Origin of the sequence: Pinirhizobacter soli, assembly GCF_015905305.1 — a bacterium.
Classification (GTDB): domain Bacteria; phylum Pseudomonadota; class Gammaproteobacteria; order Xanthomonadales; family Rhodanobacteraceae; genus Pinirhizobacter; species Pinirhizobacter soli.
This window is the reverse complement of record NZ_JADZLQ010000001.1, coordinates 892,681-911,774: the sequence shown is the minus strand read 5'-3', so window position 1 is coordinate 911,774 and position 19,094 is coordinate 892,681. Positions and strand designations below refer to the sequence as shown.

Sequence of the window (19,094 nt, the reverse complement as noted above, 5' to 3'; positions counted from 1 at the left end):
TCAGCTCTTGCCGTGGAACAGTTCCCGGCCGATCAGCATGCGGCGGATTTCATTGGTGCCGGCGCCGATCTCGTAAAGCTTGGCGTCGCGCAGCAGGCGCCCGGCCGGGAATTCGTTGATATAGCCATTGCCGCCCAAGGCCTGGATCGCTTCCAGGGTCACCTTCACCGCATTGGTGCTGGCGTTGAGCAGGCACGCGGCCGGGTCGATGCGCGAGCGGATACCGTCATCGAACTGGCGCGCCACCATGTAGGCAAAGCCACGCGACGATTGCAGCGCGGTGTACATGTCCGCCACCTTCGCCTGCATCATGCCGAAGGTACCGATCGGCGCGTTGAACTGCTTGCGTTCGCGCACGTAGGGCAGGGTGAGGTCCATGGCCGCCTGCATCAGGCCGATCGGGCCGCCGGACAGCACCAGGCGTTCGGTATCCAGGCCGCCCATCAAGACGCGCACGCCCTCGTTCACTTCACCGACGATGTTCTCGGCGGGGATTTCGCAGTTGTCGAACACCAGCTCGCAAGTGTTGGACCCGCGCATGCCGAGCTTGTCGAGCTTCTGCGCGGTGGAAAAACCCTTCATGCCCTTTTCGATGATGAAGGCCGTCATGCAGCGGCTTCCCGCCGCGCGCGGCGCGGTGCGCATGTACACCAGCAGCACGTCGGCGTCCGGACCATTGGTGATCCACATCTTGCTGCCGTTGGCCACCCACACGCCGTCTTTCTCTTCGGCACGGCAGCTCATGGAGCCCACCACGTCGGAGCCGGCGCCGGGTTCGCTCATCGCCAGTGCGCCCACCCATTCACCGCTGCAAAGCTTCGGCAGGTACTTGCGACGCTGCGCATCGTTGCCGTTGTGGTTGATGTTCTGCACGCAGAGATTCGAATGGGCGCCATAGGACAGGCCCACGGAGCCGGAGGCGCGGGAGATTTCCTCCATCGCCACCAGGTGCGCCAGGTAGCCCAGGCTGCTGCCGCCGAATTCCTCAGGGACCGTCATGCCCAGCAGGCCCATTTCGCCGAATTTCAGCCACAGGTCGTCGGGAAAGGCGTTGTCGCGGTCGATGCGGTCGGCGCGGGGGGCAATTTCCTTCTCGGCAAAGCCGTGGACGCTTTCGCGAAGGGTGTCGAGATCGTCGCCGAGGGGGAACGGACGCATGCGCAAAGCTCCTGGATACATTGAAAAGCCACCCATGGTAGCGCGCGGGCCGGCGGGGGCCTTGGCGCAACGCACAACGGGTGCGGTCAGCCTGATGCTGCGCCTATATCCGTGAACCCTGCTTGTGCCTTCGCCAGCAACAGGGCCTGCATGCCCACCAGGCGCGGCAGCCCGGCAGCCTGGCTTGCTTGTGCATCAAGCGACCCGAGCCAGGCGGTGTCCGCCGCCGGCAGGGGTTGGCCCTCGCGCGCCAGGCGGCTCAGTCGCTCGTAGCCGTCCGCCACCTGTTCGAGCGCCCGCCGGGCCATGGCGCCTTCCGGCCCGTCGGGCAGGGCTTCCCGGTGCGCGCCCAGCGTGGACAAATGGGCCAGCACTTGCTGCGAATGGGTCATGAGCCGCAACGCAGCCTCCGTCGCCGGACGGGTATGTGCAGGTTCCGCCAGCATCTGGTTGATGGATCCGGCCAGCGCAGCAAGTGCGTTGTGCGCATCGCGGCGGGCCACGCGGTAGGGGAGGTCGTCATGGCGGCCACGCGTGTACTGCATGGCGATGTGGCGAAGGTAGGCCGCATCGGCGGCGAGAGCATCGGCCATGAGATCGGGCAGGCTGCGGCCACGCCAATCGGGCAGGATGAAACGCAGTGCCGTCGCCGCGACGGCCGCGCCCATCAGGGTATCGAGCAGGCGCGGCGCGATCGCGTCGTAGCTTGCCCCAGGTTCGTCGAAGCAAAGCAGCACGAACAGGGTGATGGTGGCGGTGGCCAGGGTGTAGCGCCTGCGCCAGAAGGCGAAGAAGCCCGCGCCGGTGGCCACCACCACGGGCAGGCGCCAATCGCCGTCGGGCAACACGTGCAGCAGTGTCCAACCTGCCACTAGGCCAAGCGCGGTGCCGGCCACGCGCTGCAGCAGGCGCAGCCGCGTGGCGCCGTAGCCGGGCTGGCACACGAACAAGGTGGTCAGCAGGATCCAGTAGCCGTGCTTCGGGTGCACCGCGAGCAACAACAAGTAGCCGGCGAGCAGGCCCAAGGAGAGCCGTACCGCATGGCGAAATCGCATCGAGCGACGGGTTACCTGGACCCGGATCCGTGCCAACGCTTCGCCGAAGGTGGGAGGATCGGGATTCTGCAATGCGTAGTCGGTGTCCCATGCCGCCTCGTTGCCCGAGGCGAGCGTCTCCTGCAGGCGCTCGACGTTGCGCAGCAATCCGGACAGGGCTTCATCGATGCTTGCATCGCGCGTGCCGGCGCCGAGCTGCACGGCGCTGCGCACGTCTTCCAGCGCATGCCGCGGCAAGGCGAGGGAGCCGGGCGGCAAGGTACGCCGGATCTCGTCCGCGCGGGCACGACAGGCCATGGCCTGCAGGCGGATCAGTCGGCCGAAGCGGAACATGATGTCGCTATGGAATAGCGCGTCGGCCAGTTTCTCGTAGGGGTAGTGCGAGGAACTGATGCGCTCGTGGATATCCTGGGCTGCGAAGTACAACCGCAGCCGCGCGGCCATGCGGCCCCTCGGCTGGCGGCGGCCGAGGCGGTCGAGCAGGGCCGTGCGTGTCTCGTTCAACGCATCCACCGTCCGCGCCGATAGCGAGGCCAGCTGGATGTCGAGCGCGCTACGGTCCAGGTCCCTGACCGGTTCGAACAGTGCCGCCTTGACGTCCAGCTGCGCGGCCAGTGCTTCAAATAGCCGCGCCAATGACAGGCGCAATGCCCGCTGCGGCGCAAGCGCGCTCCAGGTGAGCGACAGCAGGCCATACCAGGCGGCGCCGAGCAGCATCGCCATCGTGACGAGCCACGGGCCGCCCGTGGCCTGCGACGGATCGGACGCGATCATCGTGTATACCGAAAGGATCAACGTAGCCGCGGCGATCGTGGCGTAGCGGCCACTGACCGCGCCGAGCATGACCAATACGAACGTTCCCGCGGGCAGGGCAAGGGCGAACAGCCAGGGCAGGGCAATGGTTTGCCGCACCGTGACTGCTGCCACCGCGAAGCAGGCCAGGGTAACCAGCAGGCCGCGCAGCCGCGCGCGCCATGCATCGTCGGTTTCGGCCAGGGCGCAGGCGATCACGCCAAGCATCGCTGGGACCGTGCCTGCATGTTCATTGCGCGCCACGCACCACGCCAGCACGCCGATAAGCGCCAGCAGGACGCGGACGACGTCGGCGGTCCGGTCCGATTCAGTCAGCGCGGCTAGACGTTGTCGCAAGGTTGTCGGCATAGCCCAAGCCTAGCGCAGGGCCTGGGTCCGCCGCCGCAACAGCAGATATTCTTTCAGCAAAGACCGCCGTTGACCGCGATCACCTGGCGGGTGATGTATCCCGCATCGGGCCCCATCAGGAAGCGCACGGCGCTGGCCACTTCGTCCGGAGTGCCCACCCGCTGCATCGGGATCATCGCCAGGATCGCTTCCATCGGAACCTCGCCGTCCACCATGTCGGTGTCGATCAGCCCGGGCGCCACGCAGTTCACGGTGATCTGCCGTTTGGCCAGCTCCACCGCCAGGGCCTTGGCCGCGCCGATCACGCCGGCCTTGGACGCGCTGTAGTTGACCTGGCCGCGGTTGCCGATGATGCCCGACACGGAAGTGATGCAGACGATGCGCCCCGGTGCGCGACGGCGGATCATCGGCATCACCAGGGGGTGCAGCACGTTGTAAAAACCATCGAGGTTGGTTCGCAGCACATTGTCCCAGTCCTCGCCGCTCAAGGCGGGGAAGGCGCCATCACGGGTGAGGCCGGCATTGCACACCACGCCGTAATAGGCGCCATGGCCTGCGATGTCGGCTTCCAGTGCCGCGGCCGTGGCGGCGCGGTCGGCGATATCGAACTGAAGTACGCGCGCGGTGCACCCCAGGGCATGTATCTGTGCCTGGACGGCGAGTGCTTCGTCTTGGCGTGAACGGCAATGAACGACGATGTCATGGCCGGCCTCGGCCAGGCGTAGCGCGATTGCGCGGCCGATGCCACGACTGGAGCCGGTGACCAGGATGGTTTGCGTCATGATGAATGCCCGGGTTCAAGGAGCGGATGGTCCGGTGACAATAGCGCCGCCGCGTCGGGAGGGCTGAATACCGTCAGGCGCGCCTGCGCCAGCGTGTGGCCGTGTTCGATCGAGCAGTTGAAGGCGGCCATGCCTTCCGGGTCGTTGAAGCTACGCTCGGCCAGCACGCGCAGCTTCGCCCCGATGGGAAAGCTCACCGCCGTGCAACGGTAGCTTCGCGTGCCCAGCAGGAACCCCACCCGCACGTCTTCGCCCTGCGTGCGCGCCGTACAGCCATTCCAGACGGCGATGGCCTGTGCCATCAGTTCGATGCCAGCCCAGGCGGGAAAGCCCGAGCGGGCATCGACGAACATCGCGCCTTCACGCACGGTCAGGGCGCAGGCGACATGGTCGGTGCCGAAATCCAGGAGTTCGTCCAGCAGCACCATGGCCCCGGTGTGCGGGACGAGGTCGGCGATGCTCCAGTGGTTCATTCTGGCGTGCCTTCGTTGCCGCGGGCCGCAACCAGGGCGCGCTCCACCGCTTCGACGAAAACCGCCGGCGATTCCAGTTGCAGTTCGCCTGAGGATGCCGTCACCGCCACCTGCACGGTGCTGGCGAGGGTGATGCGCTCGCCCGTTTCGGCGTCGAGCACGCGGTAGTGCACCTTCAAACGGTTGCGCCACTCGACCAGGTCGGCGCGTACGATCAGCCGCTGGCCGAAACGGGCCGCACGCACATAGCGAAGCTGCAGGTCGACGATTGGCCATAGGTAACCGGAGGCCTTCATCTGGCGGTAGTCGTGGCCGATCCGTTCGAGCAATGCGCAACGGGCCAGTTCCAGGTATTTCACGTAGTGGCCGTGCCACACCACGTCCATCGAATCGACATCGAAGAAAGGCACCTCCACGGGTATCTCGACCCGAAGCACACCGCTAGCCCGCATGGTCGGCGCCTTCAGTGGGCACCACGTGCAGCCGCGCCGACGAACACAGGACGCCGCCGATGCGGACGGTGAAGTTCAGGTGGCCTCGTGCGGCCTCGTGCGTCACCTCAAGCTGCAGGCGATCGCCCGGACGAACCAGCCGGCGGAATTTCACCGCGTCCATCGTGCCGCAGGCCATCGGACCGTAATGCCGGGCGGCGAAGGCGAGCGCCCACGCCACCTGCATCACGCCAGGCACCACCGGCGCTGAGCGGAAATGGTCGTCGAACAGGGCCAGGTCCAGCGGCAGTTTCAGTTCGAATACATGGCCGGAGGGCGTGGCGTGTTCGCCCAGCAGCAGCGGTTCGCGGGGCGGCGGCCGGGCGATTTCCTCGTCCAGTGACGAGCCTTTAGGCATGGGGAAATCCTGGTCGAACAATCGCCAGGCGCAAGGCTCGCCTTCGGGCCATGGTCCATTGGCTGCGCGGTGCGCGTCGAACAGGGCAAGCAGATCCGCGCGGCCGTGCTGCAACAGGTGCGCGATGCCGCGGTCGTTCAACCATATGGCGAGGCCTGGTCGTGGCGCCTGGGAGCCCGAGGTCCGGGCCTCTGCGACCCACGGATGGGTGCGCATGCACGCAGCCACATCGGCATGGCGGTCTCGCGCCTGGCCTTCATGCAGCGTCACAAGCCAAGCTCCCGCTGGTACAACCGGTGCAGATGCTCGTTCAACCGGCGCGAGGCGATCGGCATCGGCGCTGCGTCGCGGAACACGGCAGGATCGATGTCCTCGCCCACGCGCAGGCTGAAGCAGGGCCGGCGCAGGGGGATGCGATACCACGGCTCCGCCTTGGTCAGGGTGGTGGGTGTTACCGAGATATACACCGGCGTGACGATGCGTGCGCCGCGCAGGGCGATCGCGGCGGCGCCACGGTGGAACTCCGGCGGCTGCCCAGGCGTGGTGCGCGTGCCTTCGGGGAAGACGATCAGCGTCTCGCCCCGTTGCAGCACCTCGGCGGCGGTGTCCAGCATCTGCGCGCTGCCGTCGTTGCTGATGTACTGCGCAGTGACGATCGGTCCATGCATGCATGGGTTCTTCCAAAGCTTGTGCTTGACCACGCAATTGGCGTCGCGGACGTGGCCGATCAGGAACACCACGTCGATCAGCGAAGGATGGTTGGCGATGATTACCTGGCCCGGGCGGCCGAGTCGCTCGACGCCTTCGAACCGATAGTCGAGGACGCCCGTGCGGGCCATGAACCGCACGTGGGCCCAGAATGCCTTTTGAATCGCACGCCGCGCGCGCAAGCGCCGTGCCTCGGCCACACCCGGCCAGTGGCACAGCACCGGCAGCACCAGCACGCGCAGCACGATGCCGCCGATGCCGAACAAGGCGAAACTGAGTGCGGTGCCGACGAATCGCCACGCCCAGGCGTCGGTGCGACGGTCCGGGGCGGCCATGGCGATCATGCGGCGGCGCGGGCGAACATCAGGCTGGCGCAGCTTCCGCCAAAACCGAAACTGTTGGAGAGTACGTGGTCGAAGACCAGCGCTTTTTTGGCGAAGACGATCGGGGCTTCGGCGAATATCGCATCGGGCATGTCCACCGCCGCACCCACCACCACCTGGGCATCAAGCATCGCGATCGAGGCAATGGCGTCGAAGGCACCCGATGCCCCGGGAGCGTGGCCGATCGCGGCCTTGATGCTGGACACCGGCGGCACTGCGCGGCCGTGCCTGGCGGCGACGCGCTCGATGGCCCGCCATTCCATGGCATCGCCTTGTTCGGTGGAGCAGGCATGCGCGTTGATGTAACCCGGGAAGACACGCGCCTGCTCGATCGCCTGGTGCATGGCCTCGACGATACCGTCGACATCCGGGGCGACCATGTCGTGCGGGTCGGTAGCTGCGCCGTAGCCTGTGACTTCGGCCAGGATGACGGCACCCCGCGCCCGGGCGTGGTCGAGTGTCTCCAGCACCAGCACACCGGCGCCTTCGCCCAGCACGAAGCCGTCGCGCCGCGTATCCCAGGGCCGGGAAATACCGGTGACGGACAATGCACCCATGGTGTCGAAGCCCATGGCCGATTTTGGGTCCAGTTCCTCGGCCCCGCCACAGATGACCACGTCCTGGCGGCCGGCCTGCAGCAGTTCCATGGCCTGGCCGATGGCATGCGCGGCGCTGGCACAGGCGGCGCTGACCAGCGTGCTGCGGCCACCGATGCCGAAGGCGTGCGCAAGGCTGGCGGGCAGGGCACTGGTCATGCAGCGCGGCACGATGAAGGGCGAGAGCCTGCCAATGCCGCGGGCGTGGTATTGGGCCAGGGCTGCCTCGTGCTCACTCAGCGCGGCGTTGCCGCCCATGACCACGCCGCAGCGCCGGCTGGCAAGGCTGGCAGGTTCCAGTTTCGCTTCGTCGATGGCTTCGCGCATGGCGTGCCAGGCGTAGGTGGCCGGCGTGGACAGGAAGCGCCGGAGTTTGCGCGGAAGCTCCGGCAGGCCCGTGGCATCCACTGCGGCGCCGGTGCAGCAGGTCATGCCAAGTTCCGAGAACGCCGCGACCTTGCCGATGCCGCTACGGCCGGCCAGCAGGGCATCGAAGAAGACGCGCCGACCGATGCCAAGGCACGAGACGGCACCCATGCCGGTGACCACCACCCGGTTCATCAGGGGTGCTTCCTGAAGATCAGCGAGGTGTTGATGCCACCGAACGCGAAGTTGTTGTTCATCACGTACTCGGTGTCGATGAGGCGCGCCTGGCCGCGGATGTAGTCCAGGGCCGCGCACTCGGGGTCGGGGTCGTCGAGGTTGATGGTGGGCGCGAACCAGCCTTCACGCATCATCTGGATCGCCCACCACGATTCCAGCGCGCCGCAGGCACCCAGGGTATGGCCGACATAACTTTTCATCGAACTGACCGGCACGTTCTCGCCGAGCACGCTGGCCGTGGCGTGGCTTTCGGCCACGTCGCCGCGGTCGGTTGCGGTGCCGTGCGCACTGACATAGCCGATGGCACCGGCAGTGAGCGAGGCCTCGGCCAGTGCCATCTGCATCGCCACCGCCATCGTCTCGCGCGTGGGCTGGGTAATGTGCTGCCCATCGGAGTTGCAACCGAAACCGACGACCTCCGCATGGATGCGCGCGCCGCGCGCCAGGGCGTGGTCGCGTTCTTCCAGCAACAAAGTGGTTGCGCCTTCGCCGACCACCAGGCCGTCGCGCGCGCGGTCGAACGGCCGCGGCGTAAGCGCCGGCGTATCGTTGCGCGTACTGGTGGCGAACAAGGTATCGAACACCGCAGCGCCGGGACCTGAGAGTTCTTCCGCCCCGCCGCAGAGCATCAGGCGCTGCTTGCCGTGGACGATGGCCTCGTAGCCGAAGCCGATGGCCTGGCTGCCCGAGGTGCATGCGCTGGAGGTCGGGATGATGCGGCCCTTCAGGCCGAAGAACACACCCACGTTCACGGCCGTGGTGTGCGCCATCATCTGGATGTAGCTGGTGGCCGTCACGCCCTGCATGGAGCCGGTTTCGAGCATCCGGCCGATCGTGCGCGCCGGATCGATGCTGCCGCCTGAGGAACCATAGGCCACGCCCATGCGGCCGTCGGCGATGGAAGGATCGCCCAGCAGGCCCGCATCAGCGAGCGCTTTTTCACTGGCAGCCACGGCCAGTTGCGACACGCGGCCCATCGAACGCAGGTGCCGGCGCGGCCAATCCGGCACGACGAAATCATCGACCGGGCAGCCCAGCCGTCCGTTCAGGGCATCGAAGAAGTCCCACTCGTGCATGCGCCGCACGGCATTGCGGCCCTCGTGCAGGCGGGCGGCGATGGTGGTCCAGTCCGATCCCAGTGGCGTGATGCCGCCGATGCCGGTAACGACCACGCGCTTCATGCCGCTTTCCTGTGCGCGGCGCGCCAGATCAGCCGTGGCGCACGGGGCAGCATGCCCAGCACCAGGCGGGTGTGCATGGCGGTGATACGGACGTTGTCGCGCCACATGCGAAAGTGCGACAGGCCGTTCTCCGGATAGATCACCCGGGTGGGCAGGTTATGCACCGGCACGCCACGCCAGAACAGGCGCACCGCGGCTTCCGTATCGAAGTCCATGCGCGAGGGGAACGGCGCACGGGCGATCTCGGCACAGGTTTCACCCAGTGGGTACAGGCGGAAGCCGCACATCGAGTCCTGGATCTGGAAGGAGAGTGTTTCCAGCCAGACAAAGGCGTGCGTGAGATAACGGCCGTAGAGCCGTGCGCGCGGGACCGAGTCGTCGTACACCGGGCGCCCACAGATCATCGCCTCGGGCGCGGCGCGGGCGGCGGCAAGGAAGCGCGGCACGTCGGCGACGTCGTGCTGGCCGTCGGCGTCGATCTGCAAGGCATGGGTGAAGCCTGATTCACGCGCCGCGAGCAGGCCCGCGGAGAGCGCGCGGCCCTTGCCCTGGTTGCCTGGCAGGCGGATCAGGCGCATGCCGGGCGTTTGCCGGGCAAGCTCATCGAGCACCTCGCGCGTGGCCTGGTTGCTGCCGTCGTCCACCACGACAACATCAAGGCCGTGGCCACGCAACGAACGTACCGTTGCGGCGATGGTGTCCTTGTGGTTGTAGATCGGTACCACGGCGCAGGGAGCGAAGGCTGGCGCGTCGACGCGCTCTGCTGGCGACATCACACCGGTTGCTCAGCGCTCGATCAGCGCGCGAACCGTGGCGACGACGTCGCCGACCGTACGCACGCTCTTGAAGTCCTCGGGCTTGATGCGCGCGCCGGTCATGTCCTGGACCTGGATGGCAAGGTCGATGGCATCGATGCTGTCCAGTTCCAGGTCAGTGAACAGATGCGCCTCGGGCGTGACCTTCGCCGGATCGATCTCGAAGGTTTCGTGCAGGACATCCTTCAGCCGGGCCAGGATGTCGTCGTTGCTGAGGGCTTCTGCCGGGATCGTGCTCATGCTCGGTATTCCCTTCCGTCGTTACATTTTCTTTCCTGGCCCACATCGCCCGATGGATCACCATGCGAGGACGACGACGCTAAAGAAAGCTGCATGTCGTGATCGAAAGTTGCTGGTTGTGTACCGCACCCGCCGTGCGGGCCCCCTGGTCGAAAACATCCGAATAAGCAGTTACTTACAGCTTGCGCGAATGACGGTAACAGTATAGCAGGTTGCTTCGCCCGGGTCGTGAAAGTGCGCCTGGATCGCAAAAAAAACCGCCGGGCATGCCCGGCGGTAGGTTCAACGCGGGGGCGTGCCTGCCTTACTGGCCGCGCATGCGGCCCTGGAAGCGCGGCGCACCATTGCCCATGTGGGGCAGGCGCATCTTGCCGATGATGCCGATGCGCTCCTCGGCCATGCGGTCGGCCGCCTTGTAGGTGGGGATGCCGTCGCGCTGGGCGATCTCGAAGATGCGGCCCACGTTGTAGTAGATGGTGCGCATCATGCGCATGGCGCGCTCGCGGTTGTAGCCGTCGATTTCCAGCGAGACGTTCATCACGCCGCCGGCGTTCACGGCGTAATCCGGGGCATACACCACGCCACGGCGTGAAAGCTCATCGCCGATGGCGTCGGTGGCAAGCTGGTTGTTGGCCGCACCGCAGATGATCTTGGCCTTGATGCGGTCGATGGTCTGCTCGTTCACCGTGCCGCCCAGGGCGCAAGGGCTGTAGACGTCGGCGTCGACGTCGTAGATTTCGTCCAGGCCCACCGCTTCGCAGCCCAGTTCGTCCACGCAGCGCTGCACCGCATCCTTGTTGATGTCGGTGACGAACACCTTCGCGCCCTGCTCGCGCAGCAGCTTGATGAACTCCGAGCCGACGTGGCCGGCGCCTTGCACCGCGTAGCTGTACTTGCCCACGTCTTCGTTGCCGTGCTTGAACTGCAGCGCGGCCATCAGGCCCTGCAACGTGCCGTAGGCGGTGAAGGGTGAGGGGTCGCCCGAGCCGCCGTGCACCTGGTGCACGCCGGTGACGTATTCGGTTTCACGGAACACGTGTTCCATGTCGTTGACGTCGATGCCGACGTCCTCGGCGGTGATGTACCGGCCGTTGAGCGAATTGACGAAGCGGCCGAAGGCGCGGAACAGCACTTCGGACTTGTCCTTCGACGGATCGCCAATGATCACCGCCTTGCCGCCGCCCAGGTTCAGGCCGGCCACCGCGTTCTTGTAGGTCATGCCGCGCGACAGGCGCAGCACGTCGTTGATCGCATCCTGCTCGCTCTTGTAAGGCCACATGCGCAAGCCGCCAAGCGCCGGTCCGAGGACCGTGTTGTGGATGGCAATGATGGCCTTCAGGCCCGCGTCCTTGCTGTGGCAGAAGACGACTTCCTCGTGGCCTGTATTGGCGATGGTCTCAAAAATCATCGAACTTCGAACTCCAGTGGCCAGGACGCCATGGGGATGGGCGTCCCGCGGATGATGGCCGTTATAAATTCGGCGGCCAGGTGGTTGATAAGACTAAAAAAAGACCGCGCAAGGTGGGTCTTGGGCGGTCATCAGCGGCGTATTCTAGCCCCTTGGCGAGGGCGGCGCTCATTGCGGCGCAGCACGGCCCGGAGCCGGTGGTATCTTTCGCCGCCATGACTCCCCATCCGACATCCCGCAAGACCCGCCGTGTCGGGCCTGGCTTCCTGGTCAAGCTCGCTGCCGTGCGCGCCCGCTATACGCTGGGCAGCCGTTTCGCCCCGGGCAATACCCTGCGCCATGCCGCACGGCTGTTTTGCACCCCGTTTGCCAGCAGCCGCACCCGGGCACGCGCTGCCGCCCCGGATAGCCAGGCCGTCCGCCGCGACATCACTGTGGATGGCGTGCAAGTGGCGACCTACACCTGGGGCGACCCGGTACGCCAGCCGTTCGTGCTGTTTTCCCACGGTTGGTCCAGCTTTGGCCTACGTTTTGAGCCCTGGGCGCTGGCCCTGCGCGAGGCGGGCATGGCCGCGGTGGCGTTCGACCAGCCCTCCCATGGACACAGCGGTGGCCACCTGGTGACGCTGCCGGAATTCATCGCCACCTTGCGCGGCGTCGGCCAGCATTTTGGCGAGGCGGCGGCCGTGGTCGGGCACTCCCTGGGCGGGGCGGCAGTAAGCCTGGCGCTGTCCCAGGGCCTGGCCGCGCGCCGGGCGGTGCTGATCTCGCCTTCGATCGACCCGGTGGCCGCCGTGGCGCGCTTCGCGGACCTCGTTCGGCTGCATCCGCGCCTGCGCGAGCCGCTGCATGCACAGCTCACCGAGCGCACCGGCGTTCCGATCGCCGACCTGCAGGCCGCACCGCTGCTGCCATCGCTGGCCCAGCCGGTCCTGGTGATCCACGACCGCGACGATGCCGACGTGCCGTTTTCCGAGGGTGAGGAATATGCCCGGCTCTGGCCCGGTGCCGAGCACCTGTGGACTTTGGGCCTGGGGCACCACGCGATCCTTGCCGATCCTGATGTGGTGGCCCGCGCGCTGGACTTTTGCCGCACCACACCGTGATCTTCGGGGGTCCCGCCCGCTAGAATGGGCGGATTGCCCGTTCCATTGGAGTAGACCATGGCCGCCCGCCTGGATCCGTTCGACCTTTTCGATATCCGTTCGTTGCTCACCGACGAAGAGCGCATGGTGCAGGACACCGTGGCCCGCTTCACCGACGAGCGGGTGCTGCCGATCATCGGCGACTGCTTCGACCAGGCGCGCTTCCCGACCGAGTTGATCCCGGAGATGGCCTCGATGGGCCTGCTCGGCGCCACCTTGCCCGAGGAATACGGCTGCGCCGGCATGAACGCCGTGAGTTACGGGCTGATCTGCCAGGAACTGGAGCGCGGCGATTCAGGCCTGCGCAGCTTTGCTTCGGTGCAGAGCTCGCTGTGCATGTATCCCATCTACGCCTATGGCTCGGAAGAGCACAAGCGCCAGTACCTTCCCGCGATGGCCAGGGGCGAGGTGATCGGCTGCTTCGGCCTGACCGAACCGCACGGCGGCTCGGATCCGGCCAACATGAAGACCACCGCGAAGAAGGATGGTGGCGACTGGGTGATCAACGGCGCCAAGATGTGGATTACCAACGGCAACCTTGCCCACATCGCAATTGTCTGGGCGCAGACCGAGGAAGGCATCCAGGGCTTCATCGTGCCCACCGACACGCCAGGGTTCAAGGCGCAGGAAGTGCACAAGAAGATGTCGCTGCGCGCATCGGTTACCTCGGGCCTGTTCTTCGACGATGTGCGCATTCCCGACGCCAATCGCCTGCCCAACGTCAAGGGCCTCAAAGGTCCGCTGGGCTGCCTCACCCAGGCCCGCTACGGCATCACCTGGGGGCCGATCGGCGCCGCCATCGCATGCTTCGGCGAGGCGCTTGAGTATTCGAAGGAACGCATCCTGTTCAATCGTCCGCTCGCCGCCAACCAGGCCGTGCAGCTGAAGCTCGCGGAGATGGCCCGGCAGATCACTTCCGCCCAGTTGCTGTCGCTGCAACTGGGTCGTCTGAAGGACGCGGGCAAGATGCAGCCGACCCAGGTGAGCCTGGCCAAGTGGAACAACTGCCGCATGGCCATCGATATCGCGCGCACCTGCCGCGACATCCTGGGCGGCGCGGGCATCACCACCGAACACTCCGCCATCCGCCATGCGCTGAACCTTGAATCGGTGATCACCTATGAAGGCACCGAGACGGTGCACCAGCTGGTGGTCGGCCGCGAGGTCACCGGCATCAACGCATTCTGATGTTCGAAAGCGCCGCGGCATGATCGCTTCGCACGACCCAGGCCATGACGCAGCATTGCGCGGCCAGCTGGCTGCACTTGCCGGCGAGCTGAACCTGCGATGCCGCGACAAGTGGACCATCATCGGCAGCGCCGCCGCGTGGCTGGTGGGTGCCGACGTCGAGGTCGCCGACATCGACGTCATGACCAGCGTGCGCGATGCCGATACCTTGCTGGCATGCTGGGCTTCCCAGCGCCTGCCGGTGGTGCCGTCGGATGTGAGCGACCTGTTCCGTTCGCGGTACGGACGTTTTGCCTTCGAGCCCTGGCGCGTGGAAATCATGGGCGGGCTCGAGCTGCATGTCGACGGCACCGGGTGGCAACCGGTGCGTGCGCGGAACGTGACGCCGGTGGATGTGCTCGGCCACGCCGTGATGATTCCCACGCGCGCCGAACAGGTGCGCATCCTGCGCTCATTCGGCCGCGAGAAAGACCTCGCCCGAGCGGCCCTCCTCAGTATTCGCCAGGAAGCCCACTGATGTTTACCGTGTACGGCAACCGCACGTCCGGAAACTGCTACAAGCTGCAGTTGCTGCTTGACCAGCTCGACCGCGTCGCGGCGCAGCCTGGCTACACTTCCATGCGCCAACACGCCTGAACAAGAAGCATAAGATGGCCACCGAGTTTGTCATTCCCGCCCGCCACAAGGGTTTCAACCGCGCCGAAATCGTTGACGCGAACTTCGCCGAGTACGTGCAGCAATTCGATGGCGATGTGTGTCAGGTGCCGCATGACGACGACCCGGTACTGCCCGGTAGCCGGCTGAGCGCACGCGGTTTCCTGGATCTGTTCGAATCGCAGCTCATCTCGCGCCACCTCGACCTCATGGCCCGGGTACTGCGCGTGAAAGACAAGGTGTTCTACACCATCGGATCGTCCGGCCACGAAGGCAATGCGATGGTGGCGCGGCTCACGCGCCATACCGATCCAGCCTTCCTGCATTACCGCAGCGGCGGTTTCATGGCCGAACGTTTCCGCAAGCTTCCGGGCATGGATCCGGTGATGGATTCGGCATTGTCCTTTGCCGCCAGCAGCGACGATCCGGCCTCCGGTGGCCGGCACAAGGTGTGGGGCAGCAAACCGCTGTGGGTGTTGCCGCAAACATCCACCATCGCCTCGCACCTGCCCAAGGCCTTGGGTACGGCAGTGGCCATCGAGCAGGCGCGGCGCATCGGCCATGCCTTGCCGATCCCCGACGATTCGATTGCCATCTGCTCGTTCGGCGATGCGTCCAGCAACCACGCCACGGCGCAGACCGCTTTCAACACCGCGGCCTGGACGGCCTACCAGAAGCTTCCCGCGCCGGTGCTTTTCGTCTGTGAGGACAATGGCATCGGCATCTCGGTGAAGACGCCGGGTGGCTGGGTGGAAAGCAACTTCCAGCATCGCGCCAACCTGGATTATTTCCAGGCCGACGGCCTGGACCTGGCATCTGGCTACGCCGACGTCGAGCGTGCGGTGGAACATTGCCGTCGCACGCGCCGCCCCACATTCTTGCACCTTAAGACTACCCGCGTGATGGGCCACGCCGGTACCGACTTCGAGATCGAATGGCGGTCGGTGGAAGAACTTTATGCGCTGGAAGCCACCGATCCGCTGCTTCGTTCGGCAGCCATCGCGCTGGAGTCGGGACTGTTCGATCGTGCGGGCCTGATCGACTTCTACGAAGCGATTCGCAAGCGTTGTTTCGCCGCTGCCGAGGAAGCCGATCGCCGGCCGAAGATCGGCAGCCTAGCCCAGGTGATGGCACCGCTGGCGCCTTATTCGCCCGACGCGGTGCGCGCCGAGGCGACACGCGCGGCGGACCCGCAACGCCGCGAGGCCGCCTTCGGGGGCACTGCGAAGTTGCCCGAGGCGCAACCGCCCAGGCACCTGGCCATCTTGATCAACCAGGCCCTGCACGAACTGATGGCGAAGTACCCCGAAAGCCTGCTGTTCGGCGAGGACGTGGCGCAGAAGGGTGGTGTGTACACGGTGACCAAAGGCTTGCACAAGGCGTTTCGCAACGCGCGGGTTTTCAACACCCTGCTTGATGAAACCATGATCCTTGGCCTGGCCCAGGGTTACGCCAACATGGGCATGCTGCCGATCCCCGAGATCCAGTACCTGGCCTACTTCCACAATGCCTGCGACCAGATCCGCGGGGAGGCTGCTTCGCTGCAGTTCTTCTCCAACGACCAGTTCCGCAACCCGATCCTCATGCGCGTGGCCTCGCTCGGCTACCAGAAGGGCTTCGGCGGCCATTTCCACAACGACAACTCCATTGCGGCACTGCGTGATATCCCGGGCCTGGTGGTGGGTTGTCCCAGCCGTGGCGACGATGCCGTGGCCATGCTCCGCACCCTTGCCGCGCTTGCCCGCGTGGATGGACGCGTGTGCGCGTACCTGGAGCCGATCGCCCTGTACATGACCAAGGATCTTTACCAGCCCGGTGACGGTGGCTGGCAGTTCGCCTATCCGCCGGAAGGTCACGCCCTTGAACTGGGCGAGGGCCGCGTCTACGACCCGGCCCACGAGGATCTTGTGATCTTCACCTTCGGCAATGGCGTACCGATGAGCCTTCGTGCCGCCCGGGACATCGAGGCCGCGCACGGCTGGAAGGTCCGCGTGGTGGATCTGCGTTGGCTCGCTCCGCTCAACAACGCCTTCATCGCCGCACAGGCGGCCAGCGCCCGGCGCATCATCGTGGTCGACGAAGGCCGTCGCAGCGCTGGCGTGGGGGAGGGCGTGATCACGGCCATCGTCGAGGGCGGTTTCGGGGCCACGCCGCTTCGCCGCGTGGTCGGTGCCGATACGTTCACCCCGCTGGCCGGCGCTGCCTTGCTGGTACTGCCGGGCGAAGCGGACATCGTGGCCGCCGCCGGAGAGCTGGCTTAAGCTTATTCCGACTGCGCGGTGCGCTGCGTGGTCGGCCGGCGGCGGTTGGCGCCTGGGCGCAGCTGCGTTTCAAGCATCACGCGGTTGCGCCCGGCAAGCTTGGCGGCATACATCGCCGCGTCCGCGCGTTCGATCAGGTCGTCGACACTGTCGCTGGCGTTGCGCATGGCCACGCCAATGCTCACCGTCAGCAGGTTGCCGCTGGTGCCCACGTTCAATTCCAGTCGATGCACGCGCCGGCACAGCCGCACCGCCACATGCACCGCGTTGTCGGCGTCCACGCCGTCGAGCAGCGCTACGAATTCTTCGCCGCCGTAACGTCCCAGCAGGTCGCCGGGGCGCAATTCCGCCCGCAGGGCATCGGCCACGGCGATCAGTGCACGGTCGCCGGCGGCATGGCCCTGGCAGTCGTTCAATTCCTTGAAGTGATCAAGGTCCAGGAACAGCACGCTCAATGGCCGCGGCGGGCTGGAAGCCAGCAGCGCATCGGCGCCCTCGTTCCACGCGCGGCGGTTGAGCACCCCGGTCAGCGCGTCGTTGTCGGCCAGCACCTGGGCGCGGTCGCGGTCGCGGCGCAGGATCAACGCACGGTCGGCGAGGCCCACGGACAGCACCACCGCCTCGAAGGCCCCGGCGACCAGCGGCGCGTCGGACAGCCAGAAGGCGTCGGCCAGCAACCCGCTGACCTGGATGGCGCGCAGCGACGTCAGCGCCAGCAACGGCGTCCACCCGACAAGGAAGAACCAGGCATAGCGCGATCCGCGTACGGCTGCGATCACCGAGGCCAACAGCAGCAGGGCAGAGCCCAGGATCAGCAACGGTCCTGTCAGCAGCTGGCTGCTGCTCATCAGTGCTTCGATGCCGGTCAACCGGGCCAGGGCCACCAGGGGCATGCCAAAGGCCAGGGCGAGGATCGGCACGCGCAGCAGGGGCACGTATTGCCGGATCTCGGCAAAACGCAGCAGGAAGATCGCGGCGAAACTCACCGAGACCGCCACCGTGGCTCCCGCGATCACCGCGCCCAGCCCCGAGAGGAATTGCAGTTCCAGCGGGTGGTAGATGAAACCGGTCTGGGTGGCCTGGATCAGCACGTAACAGATGAGGTAACCGGCATACCAGGCGAACAGCATGTCGCGAAGCATCAGCGCGAAACACAGCGCCATCGCCGCCATGGCCAGCATCACCGCGAAACAGCTGGTGGCGAACACCAGCCAGCCGGCATCGGTATCGAGGTAGTCGGGCCAGGACTGCATGCGGAAGGTCACCGGGGCGGGCATGCTTCGCGCCGGTTCGAACTTCAGCAGGATCGGGTCGGCCGCCCGTTGCCCGGCGGTGAAGGCGAAGGCCAGGCGCCCGTGGCCGTGGACCACATTGGAGAAGTCGTCCATGGCCATGCGCACAGGTGCGCGCCCGCCGGGGTAAAAGCTGACCGCTCCAGCTGGCGGCGTGTCCACGTGCAGCACACGGTCGTCGGCGATATAGGGTGGCTGCATCTGCAACACGACCCAGGCGCCATCGCGCTGGGTGGGGAATAACTGCAGTCGCGAGGGCGAAAACGGCAGCAGGTGGCCTTCGCGGAACTCGGAAATCACTTGCTCGGGCGTGTCTCCGGGACGTACTTCCCGCCACGCGCCACTGAGCTCCTGGGCGTGCAGGGCGTCGAATCCGGCGCACAACAGCAGCATCGCAAACCAGATGCGACGCCACTGCCAGCCCGGAGCGATCCGCCTGCTCTTCCGCTTCACGTTTTTCCCGCCTGTGCCCGCCACGGATGCCCGCGCCGATGCGAATGTCCAAGGCGCCCCGTTCCCCCGTGGCGCCCCCGTGTGACCCGTCGTGACTATTGTGCCCGCGCGTGCAGGAAAAGATACAAAAGTCTGTGATTTTGATCACAAACTAGCATGCTGATATTGAGAACTTATCTGTATTATCGGCAGAACTCCCGTGTACTTAAGGAGTTGCAGCATCTTGCGCCAGTGCCGATTAGGTGCCGGGTGTATTTCCCGGACCGGTCCCGGCGCGAAGTTGTTGAAGGCGGCGCATCGCCCGGGCGCCCATCAGGGTGCCCAGCAGGACCAGGGCGAAAGCAAGGGCGCTCCCGGCCACACGCCAGGTGGGATCCGGCGAGGCCACGGCACGGAATACCAGCATCAGCCCCAGCAGGGTGACCAGGGTGCTGCGGGCCAGGGCGATGTACTGGACGGCGCGGGCCTGTCCGGGTTTGCGGGGCGATTGCATGGCCGGTAGTGTAGCGGGAGCGACCTATGTGCAAATTCGGCCGATTCTTCGGCCGGGCATGTCCTGCCATTGCCACACAACGGTAGCCCCGATATGGTCGGCCGCAGGGGTTGGGCCAGCAATGGGGGCCGCTGTTTACAGGGGGCCATGACCGCGCGCAAGCCGGTTGAGGCGAAGGGGTAGGCGAGCCGGAGCG

The 19,094-nt window shown here is 66.2% G+C and carries 18 protein-coding genes; 4 read left to right on the top strand and 14 right to left on the bottom strand.

Annotation, left to right across the window (positions count from 1 at the left end; all coding sequences use genetic code 11):
• The 12 genes from NDK18_RS03735 to NDK18_RS03680 all read right to left on the bottom strand — a co-directional run bounded on the left by NDK18_RS03735 (position 1) and on the right by NDK18_RS03680 (position 11,412).
• Positions 1-1,158: an isovaleryl-CoA dehydrogenase gene (locus tag NDK18_RS03735; protein WP_425502731.1), complete on the bottom strand. Its 1,158-nt coding sequence runs from the start codon at positions 1,156-1,158 to the stop codon at positions 1-3.
• 86 nt (positions 1,159-1,244) lie between these two features.
• A complete protein-coding gene (gene yccS / locus NDK18_RS03730; RefSeq protein ID WP_250627123.1) occupies positions 1,245-3,374 on the bottom strand; it encodes a YccS family putative transporter in 2,130 nt (709 codons plus the stop codon).
• Positions 3,375-3,427: 53 nt separating this feature from the next.
• A complete protein-coding gene (gene fabG / locus NDK18_RS03725) occupies positions 3,428-4,156 on the bottom strand; it encodes a 3-oxoacyl-ACP reductase FabG (RefSeq protein WP_250627122.1) in 729 nt (242 codons plus the stop codon).
• Positions 4,153-4,629, bottom strand: a complete 477-nt coding sequence (locus NDK18_RS03720; RefSeq protein ID WP_250625660.1) for a hotdog family protein — start codon at positions 4,627-4,629, stop codon at positions 4,153-4,155. Before NDK18_RS03720 ends, fabG begins: the two co-directional genes overlap by 4 nt.
• The gene (locus tag NDK18_RS03715) at positions 4,626-5,081 is read right to left on the bottom strand and encodes an acyl-CoA thioesterase (protein ID WP_250627121.1); all 456 of its coding nucleotides are present in this window, start codon (positions 5,079-5,081) and stop codon (positions 4,626-4,628) included. Before NDK18_RS03715 ends, NDK18_RS03720 begins: the two co-directional genes overlap by 4 nt.
• Positions 5,071-5,748 (bottom strand): 3-hydroxyacyl-ACP dehydratase FabZ family protein, encoded by a 678-nt coding sequence (locus tag NDK18_RS03710; RefSeq protein ID WP_250625662.1) that lies wholly within the window; start codon positions 5,746-5,748, stop codon positions 5,071-5,073. Before NDK18_RS03710 ends, NDK18_RS03715 begins: the two co-directional genes overlap by 11 nt.
• Positions 5,745-6,530 (bottom strand): lysophospholipid acyltransferase family protein, encoded by a 786-nt coding sequence (locus tag NDK18_RS03705; RefSeq protein ID WP_343219675.1) that lies wholly within the window; start codon positions 6,528-6,530, stop codon positions 5,745-5,747. Before NDK18_RS03705 ends, NDK18_RS03710 begins: the two co-directional genes overlap by 4 nt.
• Positions 6,527-7,726, bottom strand: a complete 1,200-nt coding sequence (locus tag NDK18_RS03700; protein ID WP_250627120.1) for a beta-ketoacyl-[acyl-carrier-protein] synthase family protein — start codon at positions 7,724-7,726, stop codon at positions 6,527-6,529. The genes NDK18_RS03705 and NDK18_RS03700 overlap by 4 nt, the downstream gene beginning before the upstream one ends.
• Positions 7,726-8,949 carry a beta-ketoacyl-ACP synthase gene (locus NDK18_RS03695; protein ID WP_250627119.1) on the bottom strand — a complete coding sequence of 408 codons (1,224 nt, stop codon included), beginning with the start codon at positions 8,947-8,949 and terminating at the stop codon, positions 7,726-7,728. The genes NDK18_RS03700 and NDK18_RS03695 overlap by 1 nt, the downstream gene beginning before the upstream one ends.
• Positions 8,946-9,722, bottom strand: coding sequence for a glycosyltransferase family 2 protein (locus tag NDK18_RS03690; protein WP_250627118.1), 777 nt, complete (start codon positions 9,720-9,722; stop codon positions 8,946-8,948). Before NDK18_RS03690 ends, NDK18_RS03695 begins: the two co-directional genes overlap by 4 nt.
• A gap of 12 nt (positions 9,723-9,734) precedes the next feature.
• Positions 9,735-10,004: an acyl carrier protein gene (locus NDK18_RS03685; protein ID WP_250625666.1), complete on the bottom strand. Its 270-nt coding sequence runs from the start codon at positions 10,002-10,004 to the stop codon at positions 9,735-9,737.
• A 304-nt stretch (positions 10,005-10,308) separates the two neighbouring features.
• A complete protein-coding gene (locus tag NDK18_RS03680) occupies positions 10,309-11,412 on the bottom strand; it encodes a Glu/Leu/Phe/Val dehydrogenase dimerization domain-containing protein (RefSeq protein ID WP_250625667.1) in 1,104 nt (367 codons plus the stop codon).
• Between the two features lie 215 nt (positions 11,413-11,627).
• Here NDK18_RS03680 and NDK18_RS03675 point away from each other — a divergent pair, with 215 nt between their 5' ends.
• The 4 genes from NDK18_RS03675 (at position 11,628) to NDK18_RS03660 (ending at position 16,660) form a co-directional block, all read left to right on the top strand.
• On the top strand, positions 11,628-12,518 hold the full coding sequence (locus NDK18_RS03675) for an alpha/beta fold hydrolase (protein ID WP_250627117.1): 891 nt from the start codon (positions 11,628-11,630) through the stop codon (positions 12,516-12,518).
• Positions 12,519-12,575: 57 nt separating this feature from the next.
• On the top strand, positions 12,576-13,745 hold the full coding sequence (locus NDK18_RS03670) for an acyl-CoA dehydrogenase family protein (RefSeq protein WP_250625669.1): 1,170 nt from the start codon (positions 12,576-12,578) through the stop codon (positions 13,743-13,745).
• 19 nt (positions 13,746-13,764) lie between these two features.
• The gene (locus NDK18_RS03665) at positions 13,765-14,262 is read left to right on the top strand and encodes a nucleotidyltransferase family protein (protein ID WP_250627116.1); all 498 of its coding nucleotides are present in this window, start codon (positions 13,765-13,767) and stop codon (positions 14,260-14,262) included.
• A gap of 133 nt (positions 14,263-14,395) precedes the next feature.
• Positions 14,396-16,660 carry a thiamine pyrophosphate-dependent enzyme gene (locus NDK18_RS03660; RefSeq protein WP_250625671.1) on the top strand — a complete coding sequence of 755 codons (2,265 nt, stop codon included), beginning with the start codon at positions 14,396-14,398 and terminating at the stop codon, positions 16,658-16,660.
• A 2-nt stretch (positions 16,661-16,662) separates the two neighbouring features.
• Here the strand turns inward: NDK18_RS03660 and NDK18_RS03655 are convergent, their stop codons facing one another.
• Positions 16,663-18,405, bottom strand: a complete 1,743-nt coding sequence (locus tag NDK18_RS03655; protein ID WP_250625672.1) for a GGDEF domain-containing protein — start codon at positions 18,403-18,405, stop codon at positions 16,663-16,665.
• A gap of 238 nt (positions 18,406-18,643) precedes the next feature.
• Positions 18,644-18,898 carry a hypothetical protein gene (locus NDK18_RS03650; RefSeq protein WP_250625673.1) on the bottom strand — a complete coding sequence of 85 codons (255 nt, stop codon included), beginning with the start codon at positions 18,896-18,898 and terminating at the stop codon, positions 18,644-18,646.
• Positions 18,899-19,094 lie beyond the last annotated feature (196 nt).

Bases quoted from the DNA above. Each gene is read 5' to 3' on its own strand.
- NDK18_RS03735 (WP_425502731.1), bottom strand. From the start codon at position 1,158: ATGCGTCCGTTCCCCCTCGGCGACGATCTCGACACCCTTCGCGAAAGC.
- NDK18_RS03670 (WP_250625669.1), top strand. From the start codon at position 12,576: ATGGCCGCCCGCCTGGATCCGTTCGACCTTTTCGATATCCGTTCGTTG.
- NDK18_RS03685 (WP_250625666.1), bottom strand. From the start codon at position 10,004: ATGAGCACGATCCCGGCAGAAGCCCTCAGCAACGACGACATCCTGGCC.
- NDK18_RS03695 (WP_250627119.1), bottom strand. From the start codon at position 8,949: ATGAAGCGCGTGGTCGTTACCGGCATCGGCGGCATCACGCCACTGGGA.
- NDK18_RS03660 (WP_250625671.1), top strand. From the start codon at position 14,396: ATGGCCACCGAGTTTGTCATTCCCGCCCGCCACAAGGGTTTCAACCGC.
- NDK18_RS03665 (WP_250627116.1), top strand. From the start codon at position 13,765: ATGATCGCTTCGCACGACCCAGGCCATGACGCAGCATTGCGCGGCCAG.
- NDK18_RS03680 (WP_250625667.1), bottom strand. From the start codon at position 11,412: ATGATTTTTGAGACCATCGCCAATACAGGCCACGAGGAAGTCGTCTTC.
- NDK18_RS03715 (WP_250627121.1), bottom strand. From the start codon at position 5,081: ATGCGGGCTAGCGGTGTGCTTCGGGTCGAGATACCCGTGGAGGTGCCT.
- NDK18_RS03720 (WP_250625660.1), bottom strand. From the start codon at position 4,629: ATGAACCACTGGAGCATCGCCGACCTCGTCCCGCACACCGGGGCCATG.
- fabG (WP_250627122.1), bottom strand. From the start codon at position 4,156: ATGACGCAAACCATCCTGGTCACCGGCTCCAGTCGTGGCATCGGCCGC.
- NDK18_RS03690 (WP_250627118.1), bottom strand. From the start codon at position 9,722: ATGTCGCCAGCAGAGCGCGTCGACGCGCCAGCCTTCGCTCCCTGCGCC.
- NDK18_RS03705 (WP_343219675.1), bottom strand. From the start codon at position 6,530: ATGATCGCCATGGCCGCCCCGGACCGTCGCACCGACGCCTGGGCGTGG.
- NDK18_RS03650 (WP_250625673.1), bottom strand. From the start codon at position 18,898: ATGCAATCGCCCCGCAAACCCGGACAGGCCCGCGCCGTCCAGTACATC.
- yccS (WP_250627123.1), bottom strand. From the start codon at position 3,374: ATGCCGACAACCTTGCGACAACGTCTAGCCGCGCTGACTGAATCGGAC.
- NDK18_RS03700 (WP_250627120.1), bottom strand. From the start codon at position 7,726: ATGAACCGGGTGGTGGTCACCGGCATGGGTGCCGTCTCGTGCCTTGGC.
- NDK18_RS03675 (WP_250627117.1), top strand. From the start codon at position 11,628: ATGACTCCCCATCCGACATCCCGCAAGACCCGCCGTGTCGGGCCTGGC.